Annotated in this window: 12 protein-coding genes and 2 tRNA genes; 5 read left to right on the top strand and 9 right to left on the bottom strand. The window is 37.0% G+C overall.

Annotated elements, in window-relative coordinates; genetic code table 11:
* Positions 1-473 precede the first annotated feature (473 nt).
* The 8 genes from DIT68_RS15920 to DIT68_RS15885 all read right to left on the bottom strand — a co-directional run bounded on the left by DIT68_RS15920 (position 474) and on the right by DIT68_RS15885 (position 6,621).
* Positions 474-548 (bottom strand) — tRNA-Val (locus DIT68_RS15920).
* A 61-nt stretch (positions 549-609) separates the two neighbouring features.
* Positions 610-684: transfer RNA gene (locus DIT68_RS15915), tRNA-Val, on the bottom strand.
* Between the two features lie 94 nt (positions 685-778).
* Positions 779-1,978, bottom strand: a complete 1,200-nt coding sequence (locus DIT68_RS15910) for a bifunctional folylpolyglutamate synthase/dihydrofolate synthase (protein ID WP_109360821.1) — start codon at positions 1,976-1,978, stop codon at positions 779-781.
* A 2-nt stretch (positions 1,979-1,980) separates the two neighbouring features.
* Positions 1,981-2,700 carry a hypothetical protein gene (locus DIT68_RS15905; RefSeq protein ID WP_109360820.1) on the bottom strand — a complete coding sequence of 240 codons (720 nt, stop codon included), beginning with the start codon at positions 2,698-2,700 and terminating at the stop codon, positions 1,981-1,983.
* Between the two features lie 15 nt (positions 2,701-2,715).
* Complete coding sequence (locus DIT68_RS15900) at positions 2,716-3,150, bottom strand: ExbD/TolR family protein (protein ID WP_109360819.1); 435 nt, start codon at positions 3,148-3,150, stop codon at positions 2,716-2,718.
* A gap of 11 nt (positions 3,151-3,161) precedes the next feature.
* Positions 3,162-3,866 (bottom strand): MotA/TolQ/ExbB proton channel family protein, encoded by a 705-nt coding sequence (locus DIT68_RS15895; protein ID WP_109360818.1) that lies wholly within the window; start codon positions 3,864-3,866, stop codon positions 3,162-3,164.
* A 30-nt stretch (positions 3,867-3,896) separates the two neighbouring features.
* Positions 3,897-5,276 carry a sodium:proton antiporter NhaD gene (gene nhaD / locus DIT68_RS15890; RefSeq protein WP_109360817.1) on the bottom strand — a complete coding sequence of 460 codons (1,380 nt, stop codon included), beginning with the start codon at positions 5,274-5,276 and terminating at the stop codon, positions 3,897-3,899.
* 274 nt (positions 5,277-5,550) lie between these two features.
* Positions 5,551-6,621 carry an anhydro-N-acetylmuramic acid kinase gene (locus tag DIT68_RS15885; RefSeq protein ID WP_109360816.1) on the bottom strand — a complete coding sequence of 357 codons (1,071 nt, stop codon included), beginning with the start codon at positions 6,619-6,621 and terminating at the stop codon, positions 5,551-5,553.
* Positions 6,622-6,773: 152 nt separating this feature from the next.
* Between DIT68_RS15885 and DIT68_RS15880 the strand changes: the two genes are divergently transcribed.
* The 5 genes from DIT68_RS15880 (at position 6,774) to crtD (ending at position 14,340) form a co-directional block, all read left to right on the top strand.
* On the top strand, positions 6,774-7,916 hold the full coding sequence (locus tag DIT68_RS15880) for an acyl-CoA dehydrogenase (RefSeq protein ID WP_109360815.1): 1,143 nt from the start codon (positions 6,774-6,776) through the stop codon (positions 7,914-7,916).
* Between the two features lie 492 nt (positions 7,917-8,408).
* Complete coding sequence (locus tag DIT68_RS15875) at positions 8,409-8,960, top strand: cob(I)yrinic acid a,c-diamide adenosyltransferase (protein ID WP_109360814.1); 552 nt, start codon at positions 8,409-8,411, stop codon at positions 8,958-8,960.
* Positions 8,961-9,077: 117 nt separating this feature from the next.
* Positions 9,078-9,299 carry a DUF2795 domain-containing protein gene (locus tag DIT68_RS15870; RefSeq protein WP_109360813.1) on the top strand — a complete coding sequence of 74 codons (222 nt, stop codon included), beginning with the start codon at positions 9,078-9,080 and terminating at the stop codon, positions 9,297-9,299.
* 179 nt (positions 9,300-9,478) lie between these two features.
* The gene (gene secA / locus DIT68_RS15865) at positions 9,479-12,844 is read left to right on the top strand and encodes a preprotein translocase subunit SecA (protein WP_109360812.1); all 3,366 of its coding nucleotides are present in this window, start codon (positions 9,479-9,481) and stop codon (positions 12,842-12,844) included.
* 11 nt (positions 12,845-12,855) lie between these two features.
* Positions 12,856-14,340, top strand: coding sequence for a 1-hydroxycarotenoid 3,4-desaturase CrtD (gene crtD / locus DIT68_RS15860; protein ID WP_109360811.1), 1,485 nt, complete (start codon positions 12,856-12,858; stop codon positions 14,338-14,340).
* A 38-nt stretch (positions 14,341-14,378) separates the two neighbouring features.
* Here crtD and DIT68_RS15855 read toward each other — a convergent pair whose 3' ends face one another.
* Positions 14,379-14,876: a sensor histidine kinase gene (locus tag DIT68_RS15855; protein ID WP_158276211.1), complete on the bottom strand. Its 498-nt coding sequence runs from the start codon at positions 14,874-14,876 to the stop codon at positions 14,379-14,381.
* Positions 14,877-15,018 lie beyond the last annotated feature (142 nt).

Below are 15,018 nucleotides of genomic sequence, written 5' to 3'. Positions count from 1 at the left end.
ACTCTTAAAACAAAATTAAACATCCTTTCAAATAAAATCCCAGCTCGTTTGCGGGGTGCAAAGATACTGAGCTTTTTTCCATATCCAAGCTTTTTCGGAAACTATTATTGAAGTATTTTCAAATTAATTCTTAACTCTCTTAAAATGTTTGATTTAATTTGAAAAGTTTTTTAAAAAAAACTTAGAACCTCGAGCTTGAAGCTCGCGGTAGAGTAGGGAGCTTAAACTCGAACGGGAGGATCGAGATAAAACGAGGTGGTTTTAGAAAAGTATGAACTGTATATATAAGGTATAAAACAAACAGAACTTTCTCAAGACAACATAAAGACTTTGACGCAATAGAAAATAAAGTAAAGTGGAGATGGACAGATTTAGGCGGGAAGAACAAATACTAACTTCAAAAACCCTGAGCCAAAAAAAAATCTATAAAACAAAAAAAAGCCTCACATTTCTGTGAGACTTTTTTTTGATTGTGGGCCCTACTGGATTCGAACCAGTGACCCCCTGCTTGTAAGGCAGGTGCTCTAAACCAACTGAGCTAAGGGCCCGAATTTAAAATTGGATTCAAAAAGAAATCCGCAATAATTCAAATAAAAAAGGTAAGTAAAGTGGGCCCTACTGGATTCGAACCAGTGACCCCCTGCTTGTAAGGCAGGTGCTCTAAACCAACTGAGCTAAGGGCCCTTTTTATTTCAAATAATGAGACTTCGTTTAATCTCATTGCGGGTGCAAATATAAGTACAATTTTTAAATCTACGTCGAGTTTAGAAAAAAAATATCATAATATTTCTTCTAATAAAAAGAAACTACCAAACACTATCAACATATCACTTTCATAATCAAAGGTTTTCGCTTTAAAAAAAGCCTTGCTTGCATTGGTGAAATACCGACATTTTAATTGTTTAATATATTCATTCGACTTAAAAGCATCAATTTTCAATGACCTTGAGCTATTAAACTCAGTGAAATAATACTTCCACTCTAAAGGAAATAACTTTGCGATCTCCATCAAGTCCTTATCATTAGATGTCCCGTAGAGCACTCCAACACTCTTCTCAGGATATTGAGATTTAATATCTCTGATAAACCTTTCAACCCCCATAGCATTATGAGCTGCGTCTAAGACAATAAGGGGATCCTTGCTGTATAACTGATTTCGCCCATACAAGCCAGTATTCCTATATAAATCCGTAATGGCAGATTCTTTTACTCTTCCTACTTCAAGACTATCCCCCAACAAAACCTCCAAAGATCTATAAGCCAAAAGCTTATTTAATTCAAATGTACTTTTCCCTAATTGAATTGGCAGAAACTGAATAGGCGCTTCTTTTCTTTCCGCTATATCGATGAAAACTTGAGAAATTTCATCATCACTTTCCCCTATAAGTACAGGAATCCCATTCTTAATAATTCCTGCTTTTTCCTTTGCGATATCTCCTCTTGTCTCACCAAGGATGGCAACATGATCTAATCCAATATTAGTTATCACAGACAACTGTGGCTTAATTACATTAGTAGCATCCAGCCTTCCCCCCAATCCTGTTTCGACAACAACCATATCTACTGCCTCTTCGAAAAAGTAAGCTAAAGCCATTACCCAAGTGATTTCGAAAAAAGAAGGAGAAAAATCAAAACTTGCGTTTTGAACGCGGTCAATATACTCAACAACCTTGGATTGTGAGATCATTACACCATTGATTCGAATTCGCTCCCTGAAATCTTTGATGTGAGGAGAAGTAAACAATCCTGTTCTTTTTCCTGCAGACGTTAATCCACTTGCGATGATTGAACAGGTTGTACCTTTACCATTTGTACCTGCAACATGAACGAAGCTCATATCATTTATAGGTACATTAAAAAACCGAATAAGGGACAAGGTGTTTTCTAACGTTGGCTTATAGGCGGATGCCCCTACCTTTTGAAAAACAGGGAATTGATGAAATAGCCAATTTACCTTTTCTTTGTATGAAGATGCCATTTTTAACCTGGTTGAACTGTAACAGTATAGAACGTAATTTCATCTCTAGCGCCTGGCTTCTCCTTATAGCGCACTTCTTTTTTAGCTAAGCCAATAACTTCGTCTATCAACCGCTGATTTGTTGCTGTAGTTCCATTCCGGATTACATCCACCCTCATTACAGAACCTTGAGAGTTTACTGTTAGCTTAAGCGCAATAGTACATATCTCATCGTTGGGAGTTTTTGGTTTTGAACGAATATTTGTAATTCGCACCCTATCACCAGCAGCGCCTGTACCTGGCTCTCCACTGCCGCTTCCCGGACCTGTATCTGAACCAAACCCTGTTCCTGAACCACTTGTTCCTGAACCACCAGAACCATTTCCAGAAAAAGGATTTGCTGCTTCAGCAGGTTCTGATGCTGCTGTATTACTATTTGAACTCCCTGTACCTGTAACAACTTTTACTGGTGACTCATCCTGAACGGGTTGTTCTTTTGGATTTTCCGTGGCTGGAGTTTCATTCACAGTTTCGCTCGGCGCTCCACCCCCACCATTATGTATTTCAAAATTATCAATTCCACTCTCCCCCATTACAATTGGAATTGGAACCGTTACCTTGGGTGGATCAGGCTCGCTGTACGTGATAAAGAAAAGTAGAAACAAAGTAACAAAAAGGAAGGCAATAGCTGCTATAATTCCTTTCCGATTATCCTCTACTCTTACTATAGGTACTTGTGCCATTGTTCATTCTCTATGTTAATCGTATGCTAAAACAGGCTTCCAACCTTTTGTTTTTGATAATGCTAATATTTGAAAAACGGCTTCATAGCTTGCTTTTCTTGCTCCAGCGATTTTCACTTTCATTTCAGGTGTTTTTTCAACTTCTAGTATAAGAAAGTCGCGTATTTCGTCATAACTCACTCCATCCGTTTTAACACCAAAAGGGTTATCTGAGTCACTCGCATCACTCAGCATTATCTGGTACAAATCATTCTCGGTGATTACGACAGTGGTGGTGGTATTCTCCATAGAAGTGTCCAACTTTTCAGTAGGCTGCGGCAACTCAACAGGGGTATTCTTTTCTGACATTGTGCTCATTATGATAAAAAACACAAGCAATAAGAATACCAAGTCGGTCATGGAAGCCATTCCACCCTCTATTTTTATTTTATTCTGCGTACCAAATCCCATAATTCAATGACTTACTTTGAAGGTGTATGTAAGATATCCATAAATTCCATAGCATCGTTTTCCATTCTGTAAACGACTTTAGATATTTGCGTAACTAAGTAATTATACCCCATAAATGCGATAATACCAACAATTAATCCTGCAACTGTTGTAATCATAGCAGTCATAATCCCAGGAGCAATTGTTCCCAAATCTAATGAGTCAAGGTTTTTCATATCATTAAAAACTTGAACCATACCAATAGTTGTACCTAAGAAACCAATCATCGGCGCCGCTCCTGCAGCAGTTGCCAAAAAGCTCAGTCTTTGTTCAAGTCTAGAAATCTCTAATTTCCCAGTGTTATCAATAGTCGAAGCTACGATATCAACTGGTTTTCCCAATCGAGAAATCCCCTTTTCCAACATTCGTGCTGAAGGAGAATCTGTTCGAGCACATAAATTTTTTGCCTCATCAATTTTACCATCAGAAAGATGTCTTTTCACCTCAGATAAGAAGTTTGGATTCTTTTTGGAAGCTCTCTTAAGAGCTAGTAAACGCTCCACAAAAACATAAACAGCGTAAATAGACATTAGCGCCAAAGAAAGAAGGATAATCAACCCCATCACGCTGCTTGCTGCATCTGAAACAGCCTCCCATATCGCAACCTCTTTGTACCCTTCCTCAATTCCTACACTTGTAGAATCTTGCACAACCTGTAGTAAAAACGAACCTTTCATAGTTTCAATAACGAATTAAATTAAATTTTGTTACAATGCTCTTTCTATTAAATAAAATCCTGCTCCCGCAAGATACCCTATCAATGCAAGCCAAGACATATTTTTGAGGTACCAAAAAAACGAAATTCTTTCCATACCCATCGCCACGACACCAGCAGCAGAACCTATTATCAACATAGACCCACCGGTTCCAGCTGAATATGCGATAAACTGCCAAATATGGTCATCTATCGGTGCATTGAACATCCCCATACTTGCAGCAACCAAAGGAACGTTATCAATCACCGCGGATCCTGCCCCTAACAACATTACAAAAACATCATCATGCATACTGCTTTGTACCGATTGGCCAAAGTTAAAAACTAATCCCAAGGATTCCAAAGCTGCTACCGTCATCAAAATACCTAAAAAGAAAAGTATTGATGGCATTTCGATTTTAGTTAAAGCCCTAAAGGTAGGACTTTCGTGATGTTCCGCAGGCTTTTCTTGAACATAATCTTGCTTTTTATCTTTTTTAACAACCCCAACATAAGCCATCTTAAACTGTCTAACACTTATAGTTTCAGCGAATAGAGCCACAACGCCCAAAGAAAGCATCATTCCAATATAAGGCGGTAAGTGAAATATAGTTTTAAATATTGGAACAAAAACAATCATGGCCAGCCCCAAGTAGAGCATCAAAGATGCTTTAGAATTCACATTAACCTCCTCTTCAGGCAATTCAAAATTACCTTTAAAAGGCTTCATAAAACTAGCAATCAAAGTTGGAATAATCATACAAATCAAAGATGGAATTAAAAGATATTCCATGAGTTTAATTGCAGTCACTTTATTCCCCATCCAAAGCATAGTTGTTGTTACATCTCCAATAGGTGACCAAGCCCCTCCAGCATTTGCGCAAATCACAATAAGACCAGCAAACCAAACTCTATCTTCAGGTTTACTTAGTAATTTCCTCAAAATTGTAATCAGCACAATTGTAGCCGTTAGATTATCAATAATTGCGGAGAGTACAAAAGCTAAAAACGCAACAATCCAAAGTAGTGTGCGTTTTTTGTTTGTTTTTATAAATCCTTTAATTGCAGAGAAACCATGGAAGTGATCAATAATTTCTACAATGGTCATTGCCCCAATTAGAAAAATTAAAATTTCTGATGTTTTCCCAAAATGGTGCAGCAGTGTCTCTTCCATCAAATGCCCCCTTTCTGCGCTTGCCATACCTGTAATATCTAAAAGCTGATGACCCGCTGAATCAAACCACGTGGTAAAATCATCTAAACCAATAGACACTCCCGCCCAGGCAAAAGCCATCATTAATAAAGAAGGCACAAGTTTATCTACTTTAAGACTGTGCTCTAAGGTAATTCCTAAATACCCGAGAATAAAAACAAAAACAATAAATAGCTCCATAACAAACAGTGTTTACTCCCATATCAAATAGGTCAATTCGATACCAATCGAAGGATTTTCTTTCATTTTTTAGTTGTGTATTAACTCACTTTAGACTCCAATCAAGCTCAACCTAAAGAATTCAGTCATTTCAATATTTCAAAAAACAATTCTTAATGCTAAAAAATGTTTCAAAAAACTAAATCAAATAATTTCATTTTAAGGTGAACGCTGTCTAATTTCGGACAAAAGTAAAAAACAATTCCATTCAAAACTTCATACCTTATTACTTTATTCACGGTCGAATGACAATTCCTGATGAAGAGTCTCTTTTTGAACCTGTTACAGAAGACCAAATATTCACTTTATTTTGCCATCTTAATAGCCCTAAAAAAGCAAAGCCTATCGCTTCTTTAAAGTCTATTAAATCCATGTTTGGCACAATCACCTCCCCCTTGCTGTAGGCTTTAATTTTTTCCACTAGAAAATGGTTTTTTGCTCCTCCCCCTGTCACCAAAGTAGCACTAGCATTCACCTGATTTAGCGAAGTCCCCACCTGATACGCTATGTGTTCATATAAGGTTCTCAATCTATCCTCAAGACTAACTTCATTCGTAAAAAAAGGTAGCATCTGTTTCTCTACCCATTCCCATCCCAAAGATTTTGGCCCTTTTTGCTGGTAAAAATTTAGCGCGTTTAATTTGCAAAGCAATTCATGATTAATCACTCCCCTAGCGCCCAATTCCCCACCAAAATCATACTCTTCACCTACTTCTCTAACCAGTTCATTGGCCATAATATTTACCGGACAAATATCATATGACATAACTTTTCCATTTTGTTTAAATGAAAAATTACTAAAACCTCCCAAATTAAGGAAGGTATCCGCATAATCAGGAAACAAAAGGTGATCTGCTACAGGAATCAATGGAGCTCCATTTCCACCGAGTGCAACATCCTTGGTTCTAAAGTCAACCACGGTTGGAATGTTTGAATGTATAGCCAGTTCTGGACCGTTTCCAATTTGCAAAGTAAAGCCTTTATCAGGTTGATGAAAAATAGTTTGTCCATGGCTTGCGATGAAATCAATTTGAGCATCCTTTAATTCAAACTCTTTTAAGAATTGCATCACCTTATCTGCATAAAAGACACCTAAAACTGAACTTAACTCGGCTAATTCATGCGCTGGGAGATGAAATGCTTTTTTTAATCTAGCGTAGAGTTCATCGCCAAATGGATAAACTACTGCATTATTCAACTTGAACCTCCATTGATTCGAATCATTTAAACTGAAAGTTACATCCGCAACATCTAAGCCATCCAAAGAAGTTCCTGACATCAAACCTATTACACGAAAACTTTTCATTTCTATTACACTTTATAGTGTGAAATTTGAATAATTAAGCTAATTTTACCGCATCAATTATAAGTAAATATTTTTAGATATCGTTGATATAGACAGAGCAATAATACTCAAATATTCCGTGCGTTTATATCATCACAAAACAAATAATAGGTATGAATTTCGAATTATCAGAAGAACAATTAGCAGTGCGTGATGCCGCTAGAGATTTTGCACAAAATGTATTAAAAGAAGGTGTTATTGCTCGTGACAATGAGCAGAGATTCCCGAAAGACGAGATTAAACAGCTTGGTGAACTCGGTTTTATGGGAATGATGGTTGACCCGAAGTACGGTGGTGGCGGAATGGATACCATTTCGTACGTATTGGCGATGGAAGAAATCTCTAAAGTTGATGCTTCGGTTTCTGTTTGTATGTCTGTAAACAACTCGCTTGTTTGCTGGGGACTAGAAACATATGGAAATGAAGAGCAAAAGCAAAAATATTTAGTTCCACTTGCATCAGGTGAAAAAATTGGAGCTTTTTGTCTTTCTGAGCCAGAAGCAGGTTCTGATGCCACTTCACAACGCACAACTGCAATTGACAAAGGAGATCATTACCTTTTAAATGGTACAAAAAACTGGATCACTAATGGATCTTCAGCCTCTACATACATTGTAATCGCACAAACTGACGTGGACAAAGGTCACAGGGGAATCAATGCTTTTATTGTGGAGCGTGGAATGGAAGGTTTCGAAGTTGGTGCTAAGGAAGATAAATTAGGAATTCGTGGAAGCGATACACATACACTACTATTCACAGACGTAAAAGTTCCAAAAGAAAACAGAATTGGCGAAGACGGTTTTGGATTTAAGTTCGCGATGAAAACACTTTCAGGAGGTAGAATTGGGATTGCCGCTCAAGCACTTGGAATTGCTGCTGGGGGAATGGACCTTGCTGTTGCATACTCGAAAGAACGTAAAGCATTTGGAAAAGAAATCTACAAGCATCAAGCAATTGCGTTTAAAATTGCAGATATGGCAACAGCTGTTGAAACAGCTAGATTGTTAGTTCACAAAGCAGCTTGGGAAAAAGACAATGGTCACAATTACGACCAATCTGGAGCAATGGCAAAACTTTACGCTTCGACTGTGGCAATGGAACAAACCGTAGAAGCAGTTCAAATACATGGAGGATATGGTTTCGTAAAAGAATACCATGTAGAGAGATTAATGCGTGATGCAAAAATCACCCAAATCTACGAAGGAACTTCTGAAATTCAGAAAATTGTTATTTCAAGAGGAGTTTTAGGAGCATAACTTCCTAAACCCCAAAACAAATACTAAATCCCAAACAGTGATGTTTGGGATTTTTTTTACTTCAGCAACTTTAGATTAACGATATTCACACAACTTTATTTGTATCCCCCTCCTTACCTGCTGCTTTAAATCCCCCAACGCTCTTGACCCAAAATCATAGAAGCAACTAAAAGCTAACAGCAGACAATCAAAATGAAGCTGATGTGATTCCTATCACACAAAATTCAGAACCGAGTATACTAAACTGTAAAAACTTTGAGAGTATTTCATTAGTTTTAAGTACATTATGATAAAAAAACCACGCTAAAGCTTCTTAATCATCTAATCTGAGAAGCTATCAAATTAAAATCAATTACTCATTCAGAATTGACCAATAAAAGTTTTTATTATAAACTTTAAAACAATTTCTCTGTATTTATGCTTATACAATTGCAAATTGAATGGGATTTTAATTATATTCAATTTTCAAATATTAAACGATAAAAATAAAACATGAAAATATATACTAAAACCGGAGATGAAGGTCAAACCTCCTTAATTGGTGGAAAGCGCGTTTCAAAAAACGATTTAAGAATAGATAGCTACGGAACAGTTGATGAGTTAAACTCGTGGATTGGACTCGTACGAGATCATGAGGAAATAGGAAAAGATCAATTCAATCAATTAATTGAAGTACAAGACAGGCTTTTCACAATAGGTTCGCTTTTAGCAACACAACCAGATGGCACCAAAATGAAGTTACCTTTAATACTGGAATCTGACATATCATTCTTGGAGACCTCTATTGATGAAATGAATGAATCTCTGCCCCCAATGCGTCACTTCGTTTTACCAGGTGGAAAGAAAATATTATCGCATTGTCACATAGCCAGATGTGTTTGCAGAAGGGCTGAGCGGTTGACCGTAGGATTAAATGACAACAGCGAACAGTATAAATTTGCCATGAAATACCTGAACAGGTTAAGTGATTATTTGTTTGTACTATCGAGAAAAATAGCAAATGATCTAGAGATTGAAGAAATTCAATGGAAACCAAGAGTTTAAGCAGTTATAAAGCTTTATAATTTTGAATACCGATATTAAATTTGGTTTTTCAAAAAATAAATTTACTTTTGCGCTCTGATTACAAGATTTGACTAACAAGATAAAAATAAACATATTATGTATTGGACATTAGAATTAGCTTCCTACCTAGAAGATGCACCTTGGCCAGCGGCTAAAGACGAATTAATCGACTTTGCAATTCGTAATGGAGCCCCGCTTGAGGTGGTTGAAAACCTGCAAGACATCGAAGATGAAGGTGAAATTTACGAAAACATCGAAGATATTTGGCCCGACTATCCTTCAAAGGAGGATTTCTTTTTTAACGAAGACGAATATTAAAAAAACATACGTCAAAAGCCCCAAATTACCTTTGGGGCTTTTTTTTGCAAGCTAACTTTACGTCACATTGTCAGTTATTCACTCGTGGAATAATTTATGATTACCTCAATTTAATAAAAATACAACGCCCCAATTTAAAGTAATTAGCTTATTTTTGGGGTCTAAATAACAGCACTAAAATGATAGGAGGACTATTAAAGAAATTACTTGGCGACAAATCGGTAAAAGACCGAAAAACATTTCAGCCAATCATAGATAAAGTCAATGAGATATATGCTTCAATTCAAAACATCAGTGATGATGAGCTGAGAGCAAGAACAAAAGCATTTCAGGATAAAATTAAAGAAGGAACAGCGTCACTTGAAAAAGAAATTCAAGACCTAGAAGACCAAGCCAACCATCCAGACACAGTTGTTTTAGACAAAGAAAATATATTTGAAAAAATAGATAAGCTAACCTCTGATGTTGATGACCAAATAGAGCTTATTCTCGAAGAACTCATGCCTGAAGCTTTTGCAACTATTAAAGAAACCTCTCGTCGTTGGGCTGAAAACAAACAAATTGTGGTGACCGCTACAGACTATGACCGAGAGATGGCAAAAACCCACGACGGTTTAGTAATAGAAGGAGATAAAGCCATTTGGAAAAATAAATGGACCGCTGCTGGAACAGATGTTGAGTGGAACATGGTTCACTATGATGTGCAAATCATGGGTGGTGCTGTATTACATGGGGGGAACATTGCAGAGATGCAAACCGGAGAGGGAAAAACTTTAGTTGCAACCCTCCCTGTTTATTTGAACGCAATCGCAGGAAAAGGAGTTCATTTAGTAACTGTTAATGATTACCTGTCTCGTCGTGATAGCGAATGGATGGGGCCACTTTATCAATTCCACGGATTATCTGTTGACTGTATTGACAAGCATAAACCCAATTCAGAATCTAGAAGAGAGGCATACAAAGCTGATATTACTTTTGGGACAAACAATGAATTTGGTTTTGACTACTTGCGTGACAACATGTCAAGTGACATCGAAAGTCTTGTTCAACGAAAGCACCACTATGCAATTATTGATGAAGTCGATTCAGTATTAATTGATGATGCAAGAACACCTCTAATTATTTCTGGTCCTACCCCTAAAGGTGACCAGCAAGAGTATGTTGCATTAAAACCATTGATTGAAAAAGTAGTGAGCGCTCAAAGAGCATTCATTAACAAAGTACTAGCTGAAGCAAAGAAGGATTTAGCAGTCATCAATCAACCAACAGAAGACAAAAAAGAACAAAGAAGATTATTGGACGAAGGTGGGCAAAAGCTTCTTCGTGCTTATCGTGGTCTTCCAAAAAACAAAGCATTAATTAAGTTTTTATCTGAACCAGGAGTAAAAGCTCATCTACAGAAAACGGAAAACTTTTACATGGCAGAGCAAAATAAGCAAATGCCAATCATTGACAATGAATTATTCTTCGTTATTGATGAAAAAAACAACACCATTGACCTTACAGATAAAGGTATTGATTTGATGTCAGGAACAAACGATCCTAACTTCTATATCATGCCAGATATCGGTATGGAACTGGCTAAACTAGAAAACGCAGAGTTAGCCGAAGATGTTTTAGAAGAAAAAAAGAATGAATTAATCCGTGACTATTCTGTAAAATCTGAACGTATTCACAGTATTAACCAATTGTTAAAAGCCTACACCTTATTTGAGAAGGAGGTAGAGTACGTAATTGCAGATGACAAGGTGAAAATTGTTGATGAATCTACAGGACGTATTATGGAGGGGCGCCGTTATTCTGACGGACTCCACCAAGCAATTGAAGCCAAAGAGAACGTGAAAGTTGAAGCAGCGACTCAAACTTATGCAAGCGTTTCTCTTCAAAACTACTTTAGGATGTACCATAAACTTTCAGGGATGACAGGTACAGCCGAAACTGAAGCGAAAGAATTCTGGGATATTTACGAATTAGATGTTGTTGTAATTCCAACAAACAGACCCTTAGCTCGTAAAGATCTTGAAGACATGGTTTACAAGACAGGACGCGAAAAATACCAAGCAGTTATTCAGGAAGTGGAAAGGCTTGTGGCAGAAGATAGACCTGTTTTGGTTGGTACAACCACGGTTGAAATCTCGGAGCTATTGAGTAGAATGTTACAAATGAAAGGCATTAAACACAATGTATTAAATGCGAAACAACACCAAAAAGAATCTGAAATAGTAGCTGAGGCGGGAACAAAAGGAACTGTTACGATAGCCACGAATATGGCGGGTCGTGGAACAGATATTAAACTCCGCGAGGGTGTTAAAGAAGCTGGAGGTCTAGCGATTGTTGGTACAGAACGACATGACTCTCGTCGTGTTGACAGACAACTTCGTGGACGTGCTGGTCGTCAAGGAGATCCAGGATCTTCTCAATTCTTCGTTTCATTGGAAGATGATTTGATGCGTAAGTTTGGTTCTGAACGTATTGCAAAATTAATGGACCGAATGGGACTCAAAGAAGGAGAAGTGATTCAACACAGAATGATTTCTAAATCAATTGAGCGAGCTCAGAAAAAAGTAGAAGAGAACAATTTCGGTAACCGTAAACATTTGCTGGAGTACGATGACGTAATGAATGCGCAGCGTAAAGCGGTGTATAGAAAACGTAAAAATGCTTTATATGGAGATCGTTTAGACCTAGATATTGCAAACATGTATTATGATACAATTGAATATATCGTAAGCAAGTATAACGGAAAAGATGACTTCCAAGATTTCGAATTAGAGCTAATGCGTGTTGTTGGGATCCAGTCTCCAATTAAAGCAGAACAGTTCTCTAGTCAAAATCAAATAGATACGATTAATGCCGTTTACAATGCTGCATTAGACCGTTATGACACCAAAAATAAAAAGATAGCACACTTGGTATTCGAAAATGTAAAACCACATTATGAGAATAACGAAAACTGGGAGCGTCATATCCGTGTTCCAATTACAGATGGAAAAAGAGGAATTGAAGTTTCAACAACGATAAAGGAAGCGAATGATACTGAAGGTAAATCTATTATCCGTCAGTTTGAGAAAGCTATTGTTTTAGGACTTATTGACAATGAATGGAAAGAACACTTGCGCGAAATGGATGATCTAAAACAATCTGTTCAGCAAGCACGTCATGAGCAAAAAGATCCACTTTTAGTGTATAAATTAGAGTCATTCAACCTTTTCAAGGATATGATTGACCGTTTAAATCAGGATACTGTTGAATTCTTAGTGAAAGGTGAAATACCAATACAACAACAACCTGCTTCAGTGCAAAACAATGCTGCTAAACAAAGTGACAATTACGCCCAAGCCCAAGTAAATGAGAACACTCAGGCGCAAGCAAGCAACACCACTCAGCAATTTGAAGGAAGTCAAGGATATGATCAAGCGATGGCTAATTCTCAACAACAAAGCGCACCAAAACAACAACCTGCTGTAGCAGAAAAAAGTCCAGGAAGAAACGATCCTTGTCCTTGCGGAAGCGGTAAGAAATACAAACAGTGTCACGGTAAATAAAGTTATAAATCGTGGCTAAAATTGCAATAATAGGAGCTGGAGTTGGTGGTCTTGCAAGTGCAATTAGATTTGCTAATGCTGGTCATCAAGTAAGTATATTCGAAGCGAATTCACATCCCGGAGGGAAGATTAACAATCTTTCCTTGGGAGAGTTTCGCTGGGATATGGGCCCATCTGTATTCACAGCTCCAAAATACATCAAAGACCTTTATCAACTTTGCGGAAAAGATTTTTCCGAATTTCAATATCAGAAATTAGATAACACCTTCAACTACTTCTTTAATGATGGTACTCGCTACTCCTTACCAGCAGACCCAAAGGCAATGCTCGACGTTTTTGAAAATGAATTAGGAGAAAATAGAAGAGTAGTTAAGCAATACCTTCTAAAAGCCAAAAATAATTATGAACGCATTGCGCCCCTTTTTATAGAAAAGTCTTTACACAGGTTTAAACACCTCTTCACAAAGGATTTATTCAAGGCCTTAAAGAGATTACCCAAATATAAGTTGAACTCTACAATGGATCAGGAAAATTCTTCTACATTCAAAAATGAGAAGACCATTCAATTGTTCAACAGATATGCTACCTATAATGGCTCCAGTCCATTTAAATCTCCAGCAATGTTGAACATGATTCAGCACCTAGAGTTAAATGAAGGCGTTTTCCTCCCAAAAAACGGAATGGTGCAGATAGCCTGCTCCTTGTATGAGTTAGCAAAAGACCAAGGAGCAAACTTTTATTTTAATGAAAAGGTGAACTCCATAAAAACAAAAGAGAATCGAATTACGGGAATAATTACAGATCATCGCACAGAAGATTTCGATGTAGTGATTTCCAACATGGATGTAACCTATACTTATAAAAAACTCCTTTCTAAAAGCATTGAAAAACCACAAAAAACACTCAATCAAGAACGATCTTCCTCTGCTATTGTGTTTTATTGGGGAATGAATGGCTCTTTTCCGGAACTTGATGTCCATAATATGTTTTTCTCTTCGGATTATAAAGACGAATTCAAACAGATTTTTGAAAGTAAAACACTAAGTAGCGACCCTTCAATATATCTTCACATCACTTCAAAGCAAAAGAAAGAAGATGCTCCTAAAGGCAAAGAAAATTGGTTTGTTATGGTGAATACTCCAATTAATGAAGGTCAAGACTGGAAGAAATTGGTTCAACAGACGAAAACCTACATGCTTTCAAAGCTGAGTAAGCATTTAAACAGAGAATTAGAACCTTTAATAGAAGAAGAGTTCGTTATGGACCCTGTTTTTATTGAAGAAAAATACTCAGGTGCCAAGGGGTCTATTTATGGGAATGCATCCAACAACAAATATGCCGCCTTCTACCGTCATCCTAACTTTAGTAAAACTATAAATGGATTGTATTTTACAGGTGTAACCGTACATCCTGGAGGAGGAATACCTTTAGCACTAAACAGCGCGAAAATAGCGTTTGAATGCTATCAAGAAGATGTTAACAAAGGAGCTTTATAATTGCCTCGACGCATATTCTGATTTTTCGCTTTTGTTAATTAAGGAAAAACTATCCTAAAGTGAGTCCCTTCCATTGAATCAATTTTTAAATCTCCGTTTAATTGCTCTAGCAAGTCATGAACCAATTGCAAGCCCAAAGATTTAGCTTCACTAATATCAAATTCATTAAGCAAACCAATCCCATCATCACCAATATATAAACATACATTGTGGTCATCATGGCTCACCCCCAAACTTATTACTCCTTCTTTTGATCCTACAAATGGATACTTAATGGCATTCGTTACTATTTCATTCACCATTAAGCCACAAAGAATAGCGTATATGATATCAAATTTCAAATCAAATAAATCCTTCTCTCTATGCAATTCTAAATTAGGGTCACTATAGTAAGAAATCAGTTCGATTAGCCTTAATATTAGAATAAAAAACACAAACATTAGTACCATTGCATACGCCATCAAATAAGCCTCCATAAGCTCCTTGTCGAGTATAACCAACATGTATGCCTTCGCAATATTGAAATAAAAAAACATGAACGCTTGTAAAACCCTTCCGCTTAACCCGAAAAATTCATAGAAAGATAGGATAAAAGGGTGCAAAGTGTTATTTTTAAAGTGCTTAAACATAAAAAACATACACTTTTAGCACACCCAATTATGAGTATCAAAAATACAG

This window comes from Brumimicrobium oceani (genome assembly GCF_003143775.1).
Lineage (GTDB): Bacteria > Bacteroidota > Bacteroidia > Flavobacteriales_D > Crocinitomicaceae > Brumimicrobium > Brumimicrobium oceani.
The sequence above is the reverse complement of the archived record's forward strand: the minus strand, read 5'-3'. Positions and strand labels throughout refer to the sequence as shown.